The 16,394-nt window shown below is 71.9% G+C and carries 12 protein-coding genes; 5 read left to right on the top strand and 7 right to left on the bottom strand.

What is annotated here, in order from left to right:
- Positions 1-333: 333 nt before the first annotated feature.
- Positions 334-2,640, top strand: a complete 2,307-nt coding sequence (locus ACFY3D_RS16125; protein WP_389980119.1) for a LuxR C-terminal-related transcriptional regulator — start codon at positions 334-336, stop codon at positions 2,638-2,640.
- A 221-nt stretch (positions 2,641-2,861) separates the two neighbouring features.
- Here the strand turns inward: ACFY3D_RS16125 and ACFY3D_RS16120 are convergent, their stop codons facing one another.
- Positions 2,862-3,293, bottom strand: coding sequence for an ATP-binding protein (locus ACFY3D_RS16120; RefSeq protein WP_389980117.1), 432 nt, complete (start codon positions 3,291-3,293; stop codon positions 2,862-2,864).
- A 139-nt stretch (positions 3,294-3,432) separates the two neighbouring features.
- Entirely contained in the window at positions 3,433-3,648 is a 216-nt protein-coding gene (locus tag ACFY3D_RS16115) for a DUF5999 family protein (protein ID WP_350944788.1), read from the bottom strand.
- A 533-nt stretch (positions 3,649-4,181) separates the two neighbouring features.
- On the opposite strand from ACFY3D_RS16115, the gene ACFY3D_RS16110 reads away from it, so the two are divergent.
- Entirely contained in the window at positions 4,182-6,035 is a 1,854-nt protein-coding gene (locus ACFY3D_RS16110; RefSeq protein ID WP_389980115.1) for a CHAP domain-containing protein, read from the top strand.
- Positions 6,036-6,172: 137 nt separating this feature from the next.
- On the opposite strand, the gene ACFY3D_RS16105 is transcribed toward ACFY3D_RS16110, so the two are convergent.
- Complete coding sequence (locus tag ACFY3D_RS16105; protein WP_389980113.1) at positions 6,173-6,754, bottom strand: hypothetical protein; 582 nt, start codon at positions 6,752-6,754, stop codon at positions 6,173-6,175.
- A complete protein-coding gene (locus ACFY3D_RS16100; RefSeq protein ID WP_389980111.1) occupies positions 6,747-7,160 on the bottom strand; it encodes a hypothetical protein in 414 nt (137 codons plus the stop codon). The genes ACFY3D_RS16105 and ACFY3D_RS16100 overlap by 8 nt, the downstream gene beginning before the upstream one ends.
- 172 nt (positions 7,161-7,332) lie before the next feature.
- Between ACFY3D_RS16100 and ACFY3D_RS16095 the strand changes: the two genes are divergently transcribed.
- Together ACFY3D_RS16095 and ACFY3D_RS16090 are read left to right on the top strand one after the other, a co-directional pair.
- The gene (locus ACFY3D_RS16095; RefSeq protein ID WP_389980109.1) at positions 7,333-8,628 is read left to right on the top strand and encodes a sensor histidine kinase; all 1,296 of its coding nucleotides are present in this window, start codon (positions 7,333-7,335) and stop codon (positions 8,626-8,628) included.
- Positions 8,625-9,227 (top strand): response regulator transcription factor, encoded by a 603-nt coding sequence (locus tag ACFY3D_RS16090; protein WP_362501040.1) that lies wholly within the window; start codon positions 8,625-8,627, stop codon positions 9,225-9,227. The genes ACFY3D_RS16095 and ACFY3D_RS16090 overlap by 4 nt, the downstream gene beginning before the upstream one ends.
- Before the next feature lie 173 nt (positions 9,228-9,400).
- On the opposite strand, the gene ACFY3D_RS16085 is transcribed toward ACFY3D_RS16090, so the two are convergent.
- Together ACFY3D_RS16085 and ACFY3D_RS16080 are read right to left on the bottom strand one after the other, a co-directional pair.
- Positions 9,401-11,140, bottom strand: a complete 1,740-nt coding sequence (locus tag ACFY3D_RS16085) for a trypsin-like peptidase domain-containing protein (protein WP_389980107.1) — start codon at positions 11,138-11,140, stop codon at positions 9,401-9,403.
- Positions 11,141-11,234: 94 nt separating this feature from the next.
- Positions 11,235-13,469, bottom strand: coding sequence for an MMPL family transporter (locus ACFY3D_RS16080; RefSeq protein WP_389980105.1), 2,235 nt, complete (start codon positions 13,467-13,469; stop codon positions 11,235-11,237).
- 126 nt (positions 13,470-13,595) lie between these two features.
- Here ACFY3D_RS16080 and ACFY3D_RS16075 point away from each other — a divergent pair, with 126 nt between their 5' ends.
- Positions 13,596-14,186, top strand: coding sequence for a TetR/AcrR family transcriptional regulator (locus tag ACFY3D_RS16075; RefSeq protein WP_389980103.1), 591 nt, complete (start codon positions 13,596-13,598; stop codon positions 14,184-14,186).
- A 115-nt stretch (positions 14,187-14,301) separates the two neighbouring features.
- Here ACFY3D_RS16075 and ACFY3D_RS16070 read toward each other — a convergent pair whose 3' ends face one another.
- Complete coding sequence (locus ACFY3D_RS16070) at positions 14,302-16,359, bottom strand: PASTA domain-containing protein (protein WP_389980101.1); 2,058 nt, start codon at positions 16,357-16,359, stop codon at positions 14,302-14,304.
- Positions 16,360-16,394 lie beyond the last annotated feature (35 nt).

Genomic DNA, 16,394 nt, shown 5'->3' with positions numbered 1-16,394 from the left:
AAGTGATCGGCCGCCGCCCCCTCAGGGCCGCCCCGGCCCGTGACGCGTCCGCCCACCGGCTCCCTGCCGGGGAGGGCGGGCCGCCGCCTCGGGGAGCCGCGCCCACCGTACGCGAACGGGTCCCCGTCGGCGGGCCACCGCCCCGTTGGGTGCCCGCCCGACCACGGGGTGCGCGCGGGGAACGGCGTGCGCATAGTGTGGATTACGCCCACCAGATCCGGACATAAAGCGATCTGATTGATAAAACCGGCGTGGGGGTTGATGGGAGAGGTGGCAGCGGCCACCCCAAAGCGGCGGCAGGCGACGAACCTGCCCCCCGAGGTGACCAGTTTCGTGGGGCGTCGGCATGAGATGGCCGAGGTCAAACGCCTGTTGTCCGGGGCACCCGTGGTGACCCTCACCGGTCCCGGCGGCGTCGGCAAGACCCGGCTGGCCCTGCGCGTCGCCGCCGACGTCCAGCGGGCGTTCCCCGACGGGGTGTGGCTGGCCGAGCTCGCCGGGCTGGAGAATCCCGAGCTGCTCGCCGCGTCGTTGAACGAGGCCATGGGGATCAGGGACGTCTCCCACCGGTCTCCCCTGGATGTGCTCATCGACCACCTGCGGGAGAAGCGGGCGCTGCTGATCCTCGACAACTGCGAGCATCTCCTGCGACCCTGCGCCGTACTGGTGGGAGCCCTCGTACGCTCGGCCCCCTCCCTGCGGGTCCTCGCCACCAGCAGGCAGGCGCTGGGCATCTCCGGCGAGCAGACGCTGGTCGTCCCCACGCTGCCGCTGCCACCGGACCCCGATCTCCCCAGGCTGTCCACAGAGGTGCCGGCGTTGTCGGAGGCGGTACGCCTGTTCACCGAACGGGCCACCGCCGTCCTGCCGGATTTCACCCTCACCGAGGCCAACCGGTCCGCCGTGGAACAGATCTGCCGCCGCCTGGACGGCATCCCGCTCGCGATCGAACTGGCGGCGGTGCGGCTGCGCGCCCTCTCCCCCGGAGAGCTGCTGTCCAGGCTGGACCACCGGTTCCGGCTGCTCACCGGCGGCTCCCCCGCGGCGCTGCCCCGCCAGCAGACGCTACGCGCGCTGATCGACTGGAGCTACGCCCTGTGCGGCGAGGAGGAGCGGCTGCTGTGGCAGCGCGCCTCGGTGTTCGCCGACGGCCTGGACCTCGAAGCCGCCGAGGCGGTCTGCTCGGGGAACGGCATCGAGCGCGAGGACGTGGTCGACCTGGTGATCGGACTCGTGGGCAAGTCGATCCTGATCCGGGAGGACCCTCCTTCGGCCTCCACCGCGACCCGCTACCGGCTCCTGGAGACGATCAGGCAGTACGGGAGGGAGAGACTCGCGGCCTCGGGGCAGGAGGACGCCCTGCAGCGGCTGCACCGCGACCACTACCGGCGGCTCGCGGCGGAGGCGTACGCGCAGCGGTTCGGCCCGCTGCAGGTGTTCTGGTTCGGCAGGCTGAAGCTCGACCACGCCAACCTGCGCACCGCCCTGGAGTACTGCCTCGCCGACCCCGAGGAGACCCCCGTCGCGCTGGAGATGGCCGCCGACCTGCTCTATCACTGGACCACCAGCCACTATCTCAGGGAGGGACGCCGCTGGATGGACCTGAGCCTGCTCGGCGGCACAGGACCCGACGAGAGCCGGGGCCGCGCGCTGTGGTCCGACAGCTGGCTGGCGATCATCCAGGCCGATGTCGTCGCCGCCACGAGGATGCTGGAGGAGGCGAGGGAGATCGGAGAACGCCCCGGGTGCAAGCGGATCCTGGCCTACGTCGCGCTCTACTCGGGGATGATCGCCATGTTCCGTGGAGACGTCGATCGCGCGATCGGCCTGTACGAGGACGCGGCGGCGCGCCACCGCGCCGACGACGACCCGACCGGCCAGGCCCTGGCGCTCATTCGTCTCTGTCTCGCCCACTCCTTCCGGGGGGACTGGTCGAGCGCCGTCGCCGCGGGCGAGGAGTGCATCGCGCTGTGCGACGCCCACGAGGAGGGCTGGCACCGGGCGTACGCGATGATGGCGCTCGGCCTCGGGGTCTGGTGCCAGGGCGACGCCCGGCGCGCCACCGAGTTGGAGAAGGAGAGCCTGAGGTTCAACCGCTCGCTCGACGATCTTCTGGGCATCGGCGTGAACCTGGAGGTGCTGGCCTGGATCGCCGCCGCGGAGGACGACCATCGGCGGGCCGCCAGGTTGCTGGGGATCCTGGAGCAGGTCTGGCAGGTGATCGGAGCGCCGCTGTCCGGTTTCGGGCACCTGAGGCGCTACCACGACGAGTGCGAGGAGCGTACGCGCGAGGCTCTCGGAAGGCAGTCCTTCGACACCGTGCTCAGACAGGGCTCGAAGATGCGGTGCGACGAGGCGATCGCCTTCGCCCTTGAGGAGAGCGCGCCCCTCGGCGAGCCCTCGGGCGAGGCCGAGGAGCCTTCGCCGCTGACCCGCAGGGAGACGGAGATCGCCAGGCTCGTCGCCCAGGGACTGAGCAACAAGGAGATCGCGGCCTCGCTCACGATCTCCCAGCGCACCGCGGAGGGTCACATCGAGCACATCATGACCAAGCTCGGTTTCCACTCGCGGGCCCAGATCGCCGTATGGACCGGCGAACACATCCTGAATGTGGACGGGGAGCGCCCGCCCGGCACCTGACGGACGGGGCGGAGAAGCCGGGACGCCGGAGCCGACGAGTGCGATGATCTCGTCGGCTCCGGCGTCCTGCCGAGGCCGGGTCGGGGGACCCGGCTCCGGCGCTCGGCCGAGGTCGAGTCGGGGGACTCGGCGTCGGCCCTTCGGAGATGGTCTGTGTGGCCGGCTCCCGAAGGAGCCTCGCGGGAGGGCTTCCTCACCCGGCGCTCCGGGTGGTCTCGCGGTCAGGCCGCGAGCGCGTCCGCCGTCGTGAGCTCGAACCAGACGGCCTTGCCCTCGGTCGTGCGGGCACTGCCCCAGCAGCAGGCGAGGAGTTCGATCAAGTGAAGCCCTCGTCCCCGCTCCTCGTCGTCGCGTGCCCGGCACGCGCGGGGCAGGAAGGGGTCGGCGTCCTCGACCTCGCAGCGCAGCAGACCGTCCTGGAAGGAGAGGAGGAGCCCGATGGTCCCCCGCGAGTGGCGCAGCGCGTTGGTGACCAGCTCGCTGACGAGCAGTTCGGCGACCTCGCTGTGCTCGTCCAGCCCCCAGTCCGCCAGGTGGGCGCGAGTCAGGTGGCGGGCACGGGGCACCGACGCCGGCTCGGGCGCGAAGGAGTACGACGTCTCCCGGCCGTCCAGCTCTTCCTGCTCGTACGGCTTTTCGAGGAGCGGGTTCATTGTCCACCTCCCTGGTCGTCGGTTACCTCGATCGGATGCGGATCGCACGCGCGTCCCCCGCCGGAGACCATCGGCCGCCGCGGAACCACTCGTCCGCGTGGCGCGTTCGGTCCCGGCACGGCGGGCGCGCGGCGCGAGATCACGCCGCCTGGCCCAGGGTGACCCGGTGGAGCGGGAGCGGCATGGCGTGGACAGGAGTGCTGCGGCCGTCAGGCATGAGCGCTCCGGTGTCGTCGAAGACCACCACACCGTTGCAGAGCAGACCCCACCCCTGCTCGGGGTGGAAGGCCACGAGCGACGCGGCTTCGTGGTCGGGCGCGCTGGCGACTGGGCATCTCGGCTGGTGCTGACACATGGCTCGTACCTTTTTTAACCTTCTCTGACTGCTGCTGAGCCTTACCTGGTGTGACCAGCATCTCCCGTGACCACTACCTACATATCGGGAGAAATACCCCCATGTCTACCTATTTCTCCGAAAGGTAAAGAAATCGGGCATCGAGGCAAAGGGGGATCGACAAGATCGAACGGCGCGGCCACGGCGGTCCCGGCCTCCGCCCGCGACCTCCGGTAGATCCTTTTCGTGGGCGCTTTACCACTGAAGGTCACCCAGAGACGCCCTGACGTCGCCTTTTGTCCGTCTATGCAACGTTGATCGACTTGACGCGCCCTTTAGTGTGTCTTGACCTATCCTTGGGGGCGGGTAACCTCCCTCGTCACGGAAGACAACCGGTCAGTGGTGCCGCCACACGCGTCCCTCCTCACCCCTCGGTGGGTTCGCGTGAACGCGCCGTCGCTCAACCTCGTCTCCCGATAGCCAGGTCGCGAGGTGGAGCGACCATGCCCGCACGGCCACCGGGAGCCCCCCTGAAATCCTCTGTGACACCTGAGATGCGCAAGTTCATCGAGCTGCTGGAGAGCCAGCTCGGCTACTCCGAGAAGAGCGGCGGCTACACCAAGTTCGGTGACTGGTACGGCAAGAACGTCGAGTTCGACGCCGACTACACCTCGGCCCCCTGGTGCGACATGTATCTGTCGTGGGCGGCGGAGAAGCTGGGCTACCAGGAGTGGATCGGCCAGTTCGCCTACACCGTCCACCACGCCCAGTGGTTCCGGCAGCAGGACGCCTGGGGCACCGTTCCCAAGCCGGGCGCCATCGTCTTCTTCGACTGGCGCGGCTCGGACAAGATCAGCCACATCGACCACGTGGGGATCGTCACCAGGGTCGAGGGAAACAGGATCCACACGATCGAGGGCAACATCGACGGCGGGGTCGCCAAGCGCAAGGAGCGCGACACCGGCAAGGTCGTCGGTTACGGATACCCGGAGAAGATCAAGGCCCGGCTCGACCGGGAGGCCACCGAGAAGCAGACCATCCTCACGCCCGCCACGGCCGGGGACAACGCGGTGGTGATCGGCCCCGGGCCCAACCTGATCGCGATGGCCCCCGCCCCCGTGCCGACGCCGGAGACCTCGGCCTCCACGGGGCCGGGCAGGAATTCCGAGGGAGTGACGAGCAAGCCGGCTCCCGGGCACACCGCCGCGACGGCGAAGGGGAAGGCCGCTCCGGGCGACGACGCCCACGCCGTGTCCGGCGGGAACCCCGCCGCGAACACCCAGCGGAGCGACCGGACGACCACGAAGGCGCCCGGCGAAACCCGGGCGCCGGCCACCGGCCGTACCTCGCCGGGCAAGCACGCCAAGGCCTCCACCGCCGACACCAGCGCGCTCGCCGTCACCCCCACCGCCACCGCCCGCGACCTCGCCACGCCCGTCCCCGGTTTCGACTCCCCCGCCGTACTCGCCCCGGTCCTGCTCGCCGCGGCCGCGATCCTCGCCCACGGCAAGGCGAGGCAGTCGAGGGTACGGCTCCTCGCGTCCGCCTCGGGGCGCGCCGCGGTGGCCCCCGCCTCCTCGCCCCGCCGCGCCCCGGGCCGTCGTCGCATGCCCAGGAACGTCTCCGCCCGCGACCTCTCGTACGCGCCGACCCCGGCCGGCACCCCGGAGGACACCCTCGCCTCCCGCGACCTCTCGTACCTGCCCACCCCGGCCGGCACTCCGGAGCACACGCCCGTCGACCCCGGCCTCGGGAACGCGCCGATTTCGCCCAGCACCCCGGAGAACACCCTCGCCTCCCGCGATCTCCGGTACGCGCCGATCCCGGCCGACGCCTCGGAGCACACGCCCGTCGCCCCCGACCTCTGGGACGCGTTCCTCCCCTCCCGCGGGGCCACGAGTCCCAGGGAGAGCGTTCCGGAGAGCACGTTCGCCCCGACCGCCACCACCGGGTTCCCCTCGGTCACGACCTCCGTCGCCCACGTCGAGGAGCCCTCGGGGCGCCCTGCCGCGCTCTCCCCCGTACCGCGCCCTCGCGACGACCGCCCCCGGGCCCCCTACCGGGGCAGGCGCCGCCTGCAGGAGCAGGCCGTGGCGGAGTCGTCGACCTGGGTCCAGGACTCCCCGCCGCGCGGACGCCGTCACCGCCGGGCCGACCCCGTGGTCACCACCGTCCCGGTCACCCCGACGCGCCCCGCCCGTCCTGTCCGTCCCATCGCCCCCACCCGGTCCACCACGTCCGCCCGCCCGGTCCCCGGACCGAGAACGGCCGTTCCGGTCTCGACGGTACGGACCGGCCGGGGCGAACCCGCCGTCCCCGCCGGTTCCGCCACACTCCTCGCGGAGCCGGGCGACATCCTGGTCCACAGCGGCTACCGGGGGCGGCGCCGGGCGAGGACACCGGTCTAGGCGACGTCGCCGAAGTGGCGGCCGAGCCTCGTGGCGCCCCCGCCACCCGGCCCGCCCGACCGAGGTGGCCGTGACACCTCGACGGCGAGACCTGGGACGCCCCGGGCGGGCGCGCGGGTCCGTACCCGCGCGCCCGCTCATGCGAGGAACACCAGCTGCGCGGCGGTGAGGATGTCGAAAACGCCGCACCACTCCGCGTACGAACGCGACACGACCGCGTTCCTCCTGAGGTGGACGAAGTCCCAGGCGCCGTGCAGGAGCCAGCCGGCCGCGACCAGATATCGGCCCAGGTCGGGCTCCACCATCAGCGCGGCCAGAACCAGCGCGCCGAATCCGATCATCCCCAGGGACTGCGCCCGGAACGAGCCCGAGCGGCGCAGGTCGCCGGAGACGGCGCCCCACACCAGGACGGCCAGCGCCACGACGGCGAACACGACCGGTACGGCGACCACCTCCAGTGCCCGCAGAACCACATAGAGGACGGTGAAGACGAGGAGCGCCGGCCACGACGCCTCCCGTCGTCGGACCTTGGCCACCACGAGGTAGACCAGGGGCAGGAGCAGCAGGATCTCGGTGAGCGAGGTGATCTCCTCCGCCGAGGAACCTCCGGCCGACACCGCAGACACCGCAGACACCGCCGCCGTCCCGACCGCCAGGACGGTCGGCCGGCGCCGCAGCACGGCCTTCCAGCGAGTACCGCGCGCCATGACGTCAGACACGGGAGGGACCCCCGTACTCGTCGCGGCGGCGGAGCATCACCAGGAGCATGAGCGGGAGCATCAGGACGTGTTCCAGCAGGAGCAGCGCGTCACCCGAGATCACCCCCATCCACAGCAGCGGGAACAGCGCGAGGGCGGAAACGATCATGACCCCGGCCATCTCCAGCGTCGCGGCCCAGCCGTGACCTCGATACCGCATCCAGACGATCATCCCGGCGGACATGTCGACGGCCATCTCCAGGGCGACCACCTCCGGTCGCGCCGGTAACTCCAGGCCCGCGAGCGCCAGCCCGGCGCGCACGGCGGCACCGAGCACCACCATGCCGACGACCATCGCCGCGAGCATCTCCAGGTAGTGGCGCCAGAACGGCCACCAGGCGCGGACGTGGACGGCTCTCACTGTCATCTCGTGCTCCTCCGGTATACGGGGTCGGGGTACGCGACACCCAGACTGCGGGAGGGCGGCAGCCGCCAGTAGTGGCGAACCGACACGTCCCGGCATGGTCGTGTCACGAGATTTCGTGACATTTGTCATCCGGGCAGCCCATGGCCGCCACCTCGCGGGGGACAATGTCCGCGTGCGTGACGGGCCGAGCGAGCAACCGAGCGAGCAGCCGAATCAGCGGCCGGGTCAGCACGGAACGGGACTGAGCGGTTTCCGCCGCTACACCTGGTGGAGCCTCACCGGGGGCATCACGGTCTCCCTGGTGCTCTTCGTCAGGGCCTGGGCGATGGACGAGGGCGTGCCTCCCTGGATCAGGGGCGTCACCGGCCTCGCCCTCGCCGTGCTGATCGTGTCCGTCGGCGTGCTGCTCGGCCGTCGGCTGCCGCGCGTACCCGGTGACGCGCGGGACCGGTTCCGCGTCTCACCGACGCGCGAACGGGCCGCCGGGCCGCCGGTGGGCTGGTTGGTGACAGGAGGGCTCGCGACGACCGTGCTGGGCGCGGTCCCGCTCGCCTCACGCGACGACGGGCTGTGGGCGGTGGCCCCGGCGGTGATGGTGTCGATCACGGCGATGTTCCTGCGGCCGGCGCACCGGCGCACCCTCATCGCCGGCGCGGTGGTCGTCGCGGCGGCACTCGGCGGATCCGTGGCCCTCGCCTCGGAGGACTCCGACCGGCTCCTCGCGGTGGCCTTCCCCGTCGGCACCGTCGTCTCCTTCGCCTGGGTGGCGCTGGGCATGCTGTGGGCCTGGGACATCGCCGACCGGCTGGACCAGGCGCGGCACCTCGCCGCCGAACTGGCGGTCAAGGACGAGCGGCTGCGGTTCGCCGCCGACCTGCACGACATCCAGGGACATCACCTGCAGGTGGTCGCGCTCAAGAGCGAGCTCGCCGAGAGGCTCGCCGAGTCCGACCCCGCCCGGGCCGCCGCCGAGATGCGGGAGGTACGGCGGCTCGCGTCCGACGCGCTCCGCGACACCCGTGCCGTGGTGCAGGGATACCGGCGCACGACCCTGGAGGACGAGATCGCCAACGCCGCGAAGGTGCTGACCGCCGCCGGCATCGACACGGCCGTGGAGCACGGCCGGGCCGGCGGGGCGGACACTCTGCCGGAGCCCGCCCGCCACATCCTGGGCCTGGTGATGCGCGAGGCCACCACCAACGTGCTGCGCCACAGCCGGGCGCGCCGGGCACACATCGCCTACGACGTCGAGGACGGCCGCGCCCGGCTCCGGATCGGCAACGACGGCGTCGAGGACGGTCGTCTCCAACGGGAAACGGACACCGGCACCGGGCTGCGTTCCCTGACCGAACGGCTGGAGCGGGCGGGCGGCACGCTGGACCGGCGGCGCGACGGCGACCGCTTCGAGGTGGTGGCCGCCCTGCCCGCCGACGCGCACGCGTACCCGGCCGAGGCGGGCGCACGGTGATCCGGTTGCTGGTCGCCGACGACGAGGACCTCATCAGAGGGGCCCTGGCGGCGCTGCTCTCACTGGAGGACGACCTGGACGTCGTCGCCGAGGCGGCCACCACCACCGACGCGGTGCGCCTGGCACGCGAGCGGCGGCCGGACATCGCCGTGCTCGACCTGGAGATGCCGCCCGCCGACGGGCTGCGCGCCGCGCAGGCGATCCGCGCCGAGTTGCCCACCCGGATCGTCCTCGTCACCCGGCACGCCCGGCCCGGCGTGCTGCGGCGTGCCCTCGCCGCGGGGGTGAGCGGGTTCGTGCCCAAGACCACGCCCGCCACCCGGCTGGCCGAGATCATCCGCGATGTCGCCGCAGGCCGGCGCTACGTGGACCCCGACATCGCCGCCTCCGCGCTGTCGGAGGACGACTGCCCGCTGTCCGAACGAGAGTTGGAGGTGCTGCGCGCCTCACGGGCGGGCGCCTCGGTCAACGAGATCGCGGCGCAGGTCCATCTCGCGCCCGGCACGGTCAGGAACTACCTGTCGGCGGCGATGGCCAAGCTCGGTGTCGGCTCCCGCCACGCCGCCGCGCACCGCGCCTGGGAGGAGGGCTGGATCTAGGTCTGGCCCGCCGCGTCGCGGTGAACACGTCGCCCTTGGGACCCCTCCGCCCAGGTGAGGCAGGGGTCTCTCCCGGGCCGGGAGATGGGTCGGTCCCCGCCGGCGTGACACCGGCGGGGACCGCGTTCACCAGGGCCGGAGGCCGGGCCCTCGGCGCGTCCGGGAGGGCGCGCTCAACGCTGCTCGGGCGGGCGCTGCCCCATCGAGCGGCGCAGCTGCTCCAGCTCGGCCTCCAGACCGGCGATCCGGGTGTTGGCCCCCGGGCCCCCCGCGCTCCCATGGCCGGGCTGGGGGTTCGGCGGGCCGTAGGGCGAGTGCGGCCGGACCGCCCGGGTCTCCTCCGGCGCGGCCGGGAGCGGATAGGGTGCCCGCTGCTGGTACTGCTGCGGCGCGCCGTACGGCTGTCCCTGCTGTCCGTACTGCGGCTGCCCGTACGCGGCACCGCCGTGCACCTGCGCCGCGTAGCCGGGCTGCCCACCGTAGGGGGTGGGCGGGAACGGGGCCGGTCCCCTGGAACGGCGCCTGCCCCTCGCGACCGCCGCGATCGTACCGATCACGAACAGGACGGCCAGGCCGCCGCCACCCCACAGCAGCCACGGCAGGATCGGCGTGCCGCTCTCGTCCTTGCCCGCGGTGATGGCCTGCTGGGAGTCGCTGATGTACTTGGCGACGTACGGGTGGTTCGGCTGCAGCGCCTGCACCTCGCGGAACCTGGGCAGCGCGTCGGAGTACCTGTTCTGGAAGAACAGGTCGAGCGCCTCGTTGTAGGCCTTCGTCGTCGTCGACTCGACCGGCTTGATGTTCTTCTCGTTCAGCTTCTCCTTGACGATGCTGACCGGCAGCACGAAGCTCTCCGCCTCGGTGGAGCCGCCGTCCTGCTGGACCAGGCCGCCGACGAGGACACCGATCACCTTGCCGTTCTTGGCGAACACCGGTCCGCCCGAGTTGCCGGGATAGGAGGGCGCCTGGGTCTGGATGTACGGCACCCCTTCCGGGGTCTGGCGGGCGGCGTTGTAGGGTCCCTCGGTGAAGGCCGGATCGAGCTTGGACTCCAGGTTGAAGATCGAGGTCTGCGTCACCGTGCCGGGGAACCCGCTGATGTAGAGGGTGTCGCCGACGCGCACGTCGGAGTCCTCCCCCAGCGGCACGGTCGGCAGATTGCTCTGCCCGTTGGCCTTGAGGATCGCGACGTCCTTGCCCGGGTAGACCGTCCCCTTGGCGACGAGCTCGATCGGCACCGTCTTGGTGGTCTTGTCGACGCCGCCGCCCGGCAGGCTCTGCAGCAGCGAGAGCGAGCTCTGGACGTTGCGGATCTTGATGTTGTCCGCGTTCCAGATCTGGAAGATCTTCGTCGCCGTCCTGAGGATCTCCTCGTCGGAGGCGACGTCCCCGAGCTCGGCGACCAGGTCGGCCGCGTCCTTCTCGTTGATCTTCGTGAGTGCCTGGGCCGCGAAGGTCTGCGCCAGTTCGGTCTCCTCCTGGCCGACGCAGTGCGCCGCGGTCACCATGTAGCCGTCCGGCGTGACCCACCAGCCGGTGCACAGCCCGCCCGCCGTCGCCTCGACGACCCGCTCACGCCCGCCGGGCGAGAAGTAGCGGCCGGGGTCCTTCGCCATCTGCTGGACGACCCAGCGGTAGATGCTGTTCTCGTCGGAGGAGATCTTGCCGCTCTGCACGGCGTTCACCCCCTGCTGGGTGAGGACCCTGATCGCCTCCAGGTTCGCCTCGGGCGTCGGCACGGCCACGTCGGCCGTGTAGGACACCGAGGTCAGCTGGACGGCCGGGTGCGTCCTGGCGGCCAGCCACGTCCCGACGGGGACGTCGACCTCCTTGGGTTTCGCCACCGCGGTGCCCGGCAGCGCCAGCGTGCTCGCCAGCACCAGGCCGGCGACGGCGCTGATTCTTCCCAACATCTTCGTACTCTCCCCAAAACTCGCTTCCCAGGCGAGAGCATGGCGGAGGCCACTTGGGGAGGACTTGGAAGCGACTGGGACGGCGTTCCGCCCCTCAGCCGCGACCGGCGCCGACGAGTTCCCTGTCCGGCTCCTCCGCCTCCTCGTCCTCCTCGTGGCCTTCGACGGAGAGGTTGGGCAGGATGCGGTCCAGCCAGGCGGGGCACCACCAGTTGGCCCTGCCGAGCAGGGCCATGGTCGCCGGGACGAGCAGTCCCCGGATGATCGTGGCGTCCACCGCGATGGCCACCGCCAGTCCGACACCGAAGATCTTGACCATCGGGTCGGGGTAGGCGATGAACGCGACGAAGACCGCGACCATGATCAGGGCGGCGGAGGTGATGACCCTACCGGTCGACCCCAGCCCCTCGGCCACCGCCCTGCGGTTGTCGCCGTGCCTCAGGTACGCCTGCCTCACGGCCGTGAGCAGGAAGACCTCGTAGTCCATCGACAGGCCGAACAGGATCGCGAACAGCATCAGCGGGATGTAGCTGTCGATCGGCACCGTGAAGAACACCGTGCTCAGGTACGAGTCGTCCGCGCTGACCGGCGTGTCCATGCCCACCAGGCGGCTGCCCAGGCCCAGGGAGAAGACCAGCGAGAGCGCGCCGAACGCGGCGCCGAGGGAGATCAGGTTCATCAGCGCGGCCTTGATCGCGACGACCGGCGAGCGGAACGCCAGCAGCAGCAACAGCGCGCTCAGCAGCACCACGACGCCGACGACCATCGGCGTGCGTCCGGCGATCCTGTCGCCGGCGTCGGCCATGCCGGCGACCTGACCGCCCACGTGCACCTGGGCGCCCTCGACGTCGAGGGCGCGCACCGCCCTGACCACGTCGAGCGCCCGGGGGTCACTCGGAGCGTAGTCGGGGATCGCCTGCACCAGCGCCGCCGTACCGTCCTCGTTGAGTACGGGATCGCCGACGTGGGCCACCCCCTCGACGTCCGCGACGCGATCCTTCAGGTCGCGCAGCACGGCCGGGGTCGGCTCCCGGTCGACGACCTTCGTGTCCAGGTCGGCCACCACGACGAGCGGGCCGTTCATACCGGGCCCGAAACCGGCCTGCAGGAGTTCGTAGGAGCGTCGCGCGTCGGTGCCGCGGTCGGCGTAGCCGTTGTCGACCGAGCCCAATTTGATGGCGAGGGCGGGTGCCGCCAGCGCGCCCAGCAGGACGACGCTGAGCGCGAGCACGCTCCACGGCCGCCTGGCCACCCAGTCGCCCAGCGAGGCCCAGCCCGACGAGCCGTGGCTGCCCTGCCGTCCCATGAACGGCAGGCGCAGCGCGTTGACCCGGTGCCCGAGCAGGCCGAGCAGCGCGGGGACCAGCGTGACCGAGGTGAGCACCGCGCAGACCACCGAGATGCCGGTGATCCAGCCGAGCGTCTGCAGCATGGGGAAGCCCGCGAGCATGAGCGCGCTGAGCGCGATGATCACTGTGGCCCCGGCGAACACCACCGCGCCGCCGGAGCTCGCGACCACCCGGCGGACCGCCTCCTGGGGCGGCAGGCCGTCGGCCAGCAGCTTGCGGTGCCTGCTGAGCAGGAAGAGCGCGTAGTCGATGCCGACGCCGAGACCGATCATCGTCGCCATGATCGACGCCTGCTTGGGCACGTCCACGACGTGGCCGAGCAGGCTGACCACGCCGAGCCCGGTCGCGATGCTGACCAGCGCGGTGAAGATCGGGATCATCGCGGCGACCAGGGTGCCGAACGCCAGCAGCAGGACCAGCAGCGCACAGATCACACCGATGATCTCGCTCGTCCCGGTCTTGATCTCCTTGTCCGCCGGGTTGGCCGAGGCCGCGGGCACCGCCTCGATGCCCGCCGCCCGTGCGGGCTCGGCCGCCTCGGAGAGGAGTTTGGTGGTCTCGGCCAGCTTGGTGGTGTCGTTCCCTTCCAGTTTGACGGTGATGATGCCGATTGCCAGGCTGGGGGCGAGACCACCTCCCTGATGGGGGGACTTCACCTCCACCACGTGCGGCACCTCGCGGATCCGGTCCACGGCGCGCTCCACCGCGCGCTTCCTGGTCTCGGAGATGAGAGGACCGTCGGGCGAGTAGAGGACGATCTGTGCGGAGCCGCCGGCTCCGTAGCCGGGGCCGAAGCCGTCCTTCATCAGGTCGACGGCACGCTGGGCGTCAGTGCCGGGAATGCTGACGTTGTTGCTGACCGGTCCCGGGAAGAACACCGAGCCCGCCGTCAGCGACACCGCCGCGATCACCCACAGGGCCAGCACGGCCTTGCCGTGTCGCGCGCACCAACTTCCGAGCCGCCCCAGCAAACCAGACATCGGTGACCGCCCCGCTTTTGGAGTCTCAAACACCCTGAAAAGTCGTACTGTACGCTCGTACAGTACCTATGGTAGAGCGTAGGGGGATAAATCGGTAAATGCTGTAAGCAGCGTGGGACTGAGACGATGACCACACCTGAGCACGGGCACGAAACGCGGGAGCGAATCCTCGACGCCGCCCGTCAACTGTTCGCCGAGCGCGGTTACGCCGCGACCTCGCTGGCCGACATCGCCTCCGTCGTCGGCCTGACGAAGACGGCCGTCGCCTACCACTTCCATCCCAAGGACCGTCTGGCCACGGAGCTGATCGCACCCGCCGGCCAGGAGATCGTGGCCCTGATCGAGGACGACTTCGCCGACGACCGCGCCTTCGTCGAGGCCCTGGTGACCTTCACGGTGAGGCATCGGGCGATCATCCGGCTGATCATGGAGGACATCCACTGTGCCGACGACGCGCCCCCCGGCTCCCCCGGCGAGGCCATCCGCGCCTTCCGCGACGCGATCTACAGCCGTCTGGCCGGACCCGACCCCGGCCTCGCCCGCCAGGTCTGGGCGTGGGCCACGCTCGGCTCGCTCCAGTCGGTGATCAAGACGATCGACCTCCCCGAGGAGGAGGTCAGGAAGACCCTCCTCGCCACCGTCCTCGCCTCCCTGGACGCCCCGGGCACGGCGCCGCATGCCATTCCTCCCGGACCCGGCCTCGCCGGACGGCACTGAACTCTCCGCGCCGGCCTCCGAAGGTCCCGCCCTCCGGTCGCCTCACACCGGGCCGGGACGGCGAACCCGCACCGCGTTCGACCGTCCCTCGGGTGCATCCGGCCGAAGGGGCGCCTCACCCGGAAGGAGCGGCCTCCCCGGGAACGGGCGTCGGCGGGACCGTGGGGTCGGGGGGCTCGACGGTCTCCCCCGGGTCCGGCCCAGGTCCCGGTCCCGGGCCGCTCTGCCCCTCGACACCGACCGTGAGCACGATCGTCGCGCCGGGCCTCGCGCAGGTGCCGGGCGCCACGCTCTGCGCCAGCACCACCCCGTCCTGGGCCTCGTTGGTGACCAGACGCGCCCGCGTGCGCACGGCGAAGCCCGCCCCGCCGAGGGTGTTGGAGGCGTCGGTCGCGCCCTGACCGGTGACCGGCGGCACCGGGACACCGTGCCTGGAGACGACGAGCGCCACCGCGCTCCCCGGAGAGACGCGCCTGCCCGCGCCGGGAGTGCTCGCGAGCACCCGCCCGGCCGGCTGGTCCGAGCAGCGCGTGCTGACCCCGCCGGAGACCAGCCCGGCCTGGGCGAGCGCCGCCTCGGCGCCTCCCCTGGCGAGACCGACCAGCGTGGGCACCTGGATGCCACCGGAGACCTGCAGGTCGACCCTGCCCTTCTTCGGCAGGGCCGTCCCCGGCGCCGGGCTGCTCGCGAGCACCTCCCCGAGCGGCCGGGTGGAGTCGACCGCCTTCACGGCCCCCGCGACCAGTCCGGCCCGTTTGATCAGGCGCGCCGCCTCGGAACGATCCAGCCCGATGAGCGCGGGCACGACCACCGTGGCGGCGGGGGGCGGCAGCGGGGAGGACTTGACGCCCTCCGCTCGTGGGGGCCCGGCCGGGACGGTCGGCACGACCGGGAGCGGTTTGATCGGAGCGCTCGCCCTGCCCTCGTGCGACGTGGTGCCGCCCTGGGCCGTGGTCTCCACCAGGGGGACGATCGGCGGCGCGGGCGCGCCTCCGGGCGTCACACCGCTCAGCGCGGGGACCAGCACCCCCACCAGCACGGCGGCGCTGACGAGCAGCGCGCCGGAGACCGCGACCGAGGCCCTGGTCGCCGCACGCCCCGGGTGGGTCCGGGGCTCGTCGAACTTCTCACCCTCCGCGGGAAACGCGCGCCCGCCGGACCTCGCGCCCGCCGAGGACGCACCGCCCGATTCGCCGGACCCGCCGCCCCCGGCCCGCCAGGCGGACCCGGAGTCGCTCCATCGGCCGGAAGCGCCCGTGAGACCGGTCCGTCCCGAGAAGAGCGAGGGGCCGGAGACGTCGGGCCCGCCGAGCACGGCCGGGAACCCCGGCACCGGCGAGGAGCGGGCCCCGGCCACCGAGCGGCCTCCGTCGTCGCCGAGCAGCGCGAGCAGCAACTCCCGGCTGGTGGGGCGGTTGCGGGGATTCTTGTCCAGGCAGTCGACCACCAGCGCGCCGAGCAGCCCGTCCAGACGGCCCAGTCGCGGAGCCGCGGTGAGGATCCGGTTCAGCACGGCCGCGATCGAGTCCTGCCCGAAGGGAGCCTGGGCGTTGGCGGCGAAGCACATCGTGGCGCCCCAGGCGAAGACGTCGGCCGCCGGGTCGATCTCGGCGCCCTCCACCTGCTCGGGCGCCATGTAGGCGGGCGTGCCCGCGCCGCGCCCGCTCTGGGTGGCCGCGGCGTCCAGCGCCCTGGCCAGCCCGAAGTCGATCACCCTCGGCCCGTCGGGACCGAGCAGCACGTTCTGGGGCTTGAAGTCGCGGTGCACGATCCCGGCCCGGTGGATGGCCGCCAGCGCGGTCGCCGTGCCGATGGCCAGGCGCTCCAGCCTGCCTCCCTCACGGGGCCCGCTCACCGCGACCTCTCGGTGCAGCGACGGGCCGTCGACGTACTCGCTGACGATGTAGGGCCGGTCACCGTCCAGCCCGGCGTCGATCACCTGGGCCGTGCAGAACCTGGCGACCTGCTTCGCCAGCTCGACCTCGCGCAGGAAGACGTCGGGATCCTCCCCCACCGAGCCGTGCAGAAGCTTGACCGCATAGGGCTCGGAGCCGGTGCCGGGGCGCACCCCGACATAGACCACCCCCTGCCCACCCTCGCCGAGACGCCCGATGATCTCGTACTCACCGAGCCGTGCCGGATCCCCCGTTTTGAGCGGCTGCGCATACGGCACGCGAGCCTCCCCTCGCCGCCACCCTTCTCACTCAA

The organism is Streptosporangium sp. NPDC000509 (assembly GCF_042898365.1).
Classification (GTDB): Bacteria; Actinomycetota; Actinomycetes; order Streptosporangiales; family Streptosporangiaceae; genus Streptosporangium.
Note: the sequence above shows the minus strand (reverse complement) of the source record. Positions and strands in the feature narration are given on the sequence as shown.

What these genes read in the sequence shown, in the direction of transcription:
- ACFY3D_RS16075 (WP_389980103.1), top strand. Translation starts at nt 13,596, where the DNA reads ATGACCACACCTGAGCACGGGCACGAAACGCGGGAGCGAATCCTCGAC.
- ACFY3D_RS16120 (WP_389980117.1), bottom strand. Translation starts at nt 3,293, where the DNA reads ATGAACCCGCTCCTCGAAAAGCCGTACGAGCAGGAAGAGCTGGACGGC.
- ACFY3D_RS16100 (WP_389980111.1), bottom strand. Translation starts at nt 7,160, where the DNA reads ATGACAGTGAGAGCCGTCCACGTCCGCGCCTGGTGGCCGTTCTGGCGC.
- ACFY3D_RS16110 (WP_389980115.1), top strand. Translation starts at nt 4,182, where the DNA reads ATGCGCAAGTTCATCGAGCTGCTGGAGAGCCAGCTCGGCTACTCCGAG.
- ACFY3D_RS16080 (WP_389980105.1), bottom strand. Translation starts at nt 13,469, where the DNA reads ATGTCTGGTTTGCTGGGGCGGCTCGGAAGTTGGTGCGCGCGACACGGC.
- ACFY3D_RS16085 (WP_389980107.1), bottom strand. Translation starts at nt 11,140, where the DNA reads ATGTTGGGAAGAATCAGCGCCGTCGCCGGCCTGGTGCTGGCGAGCACG.
- ACFY3D_RS16115 (WP_350944788.1), bottom strand. Translation starts at nt 3,648, where the DNA reads ATGTGTCAGCACCAGCCGAGATGCCCAGTCGCCAGCGCGCCCGACCAC.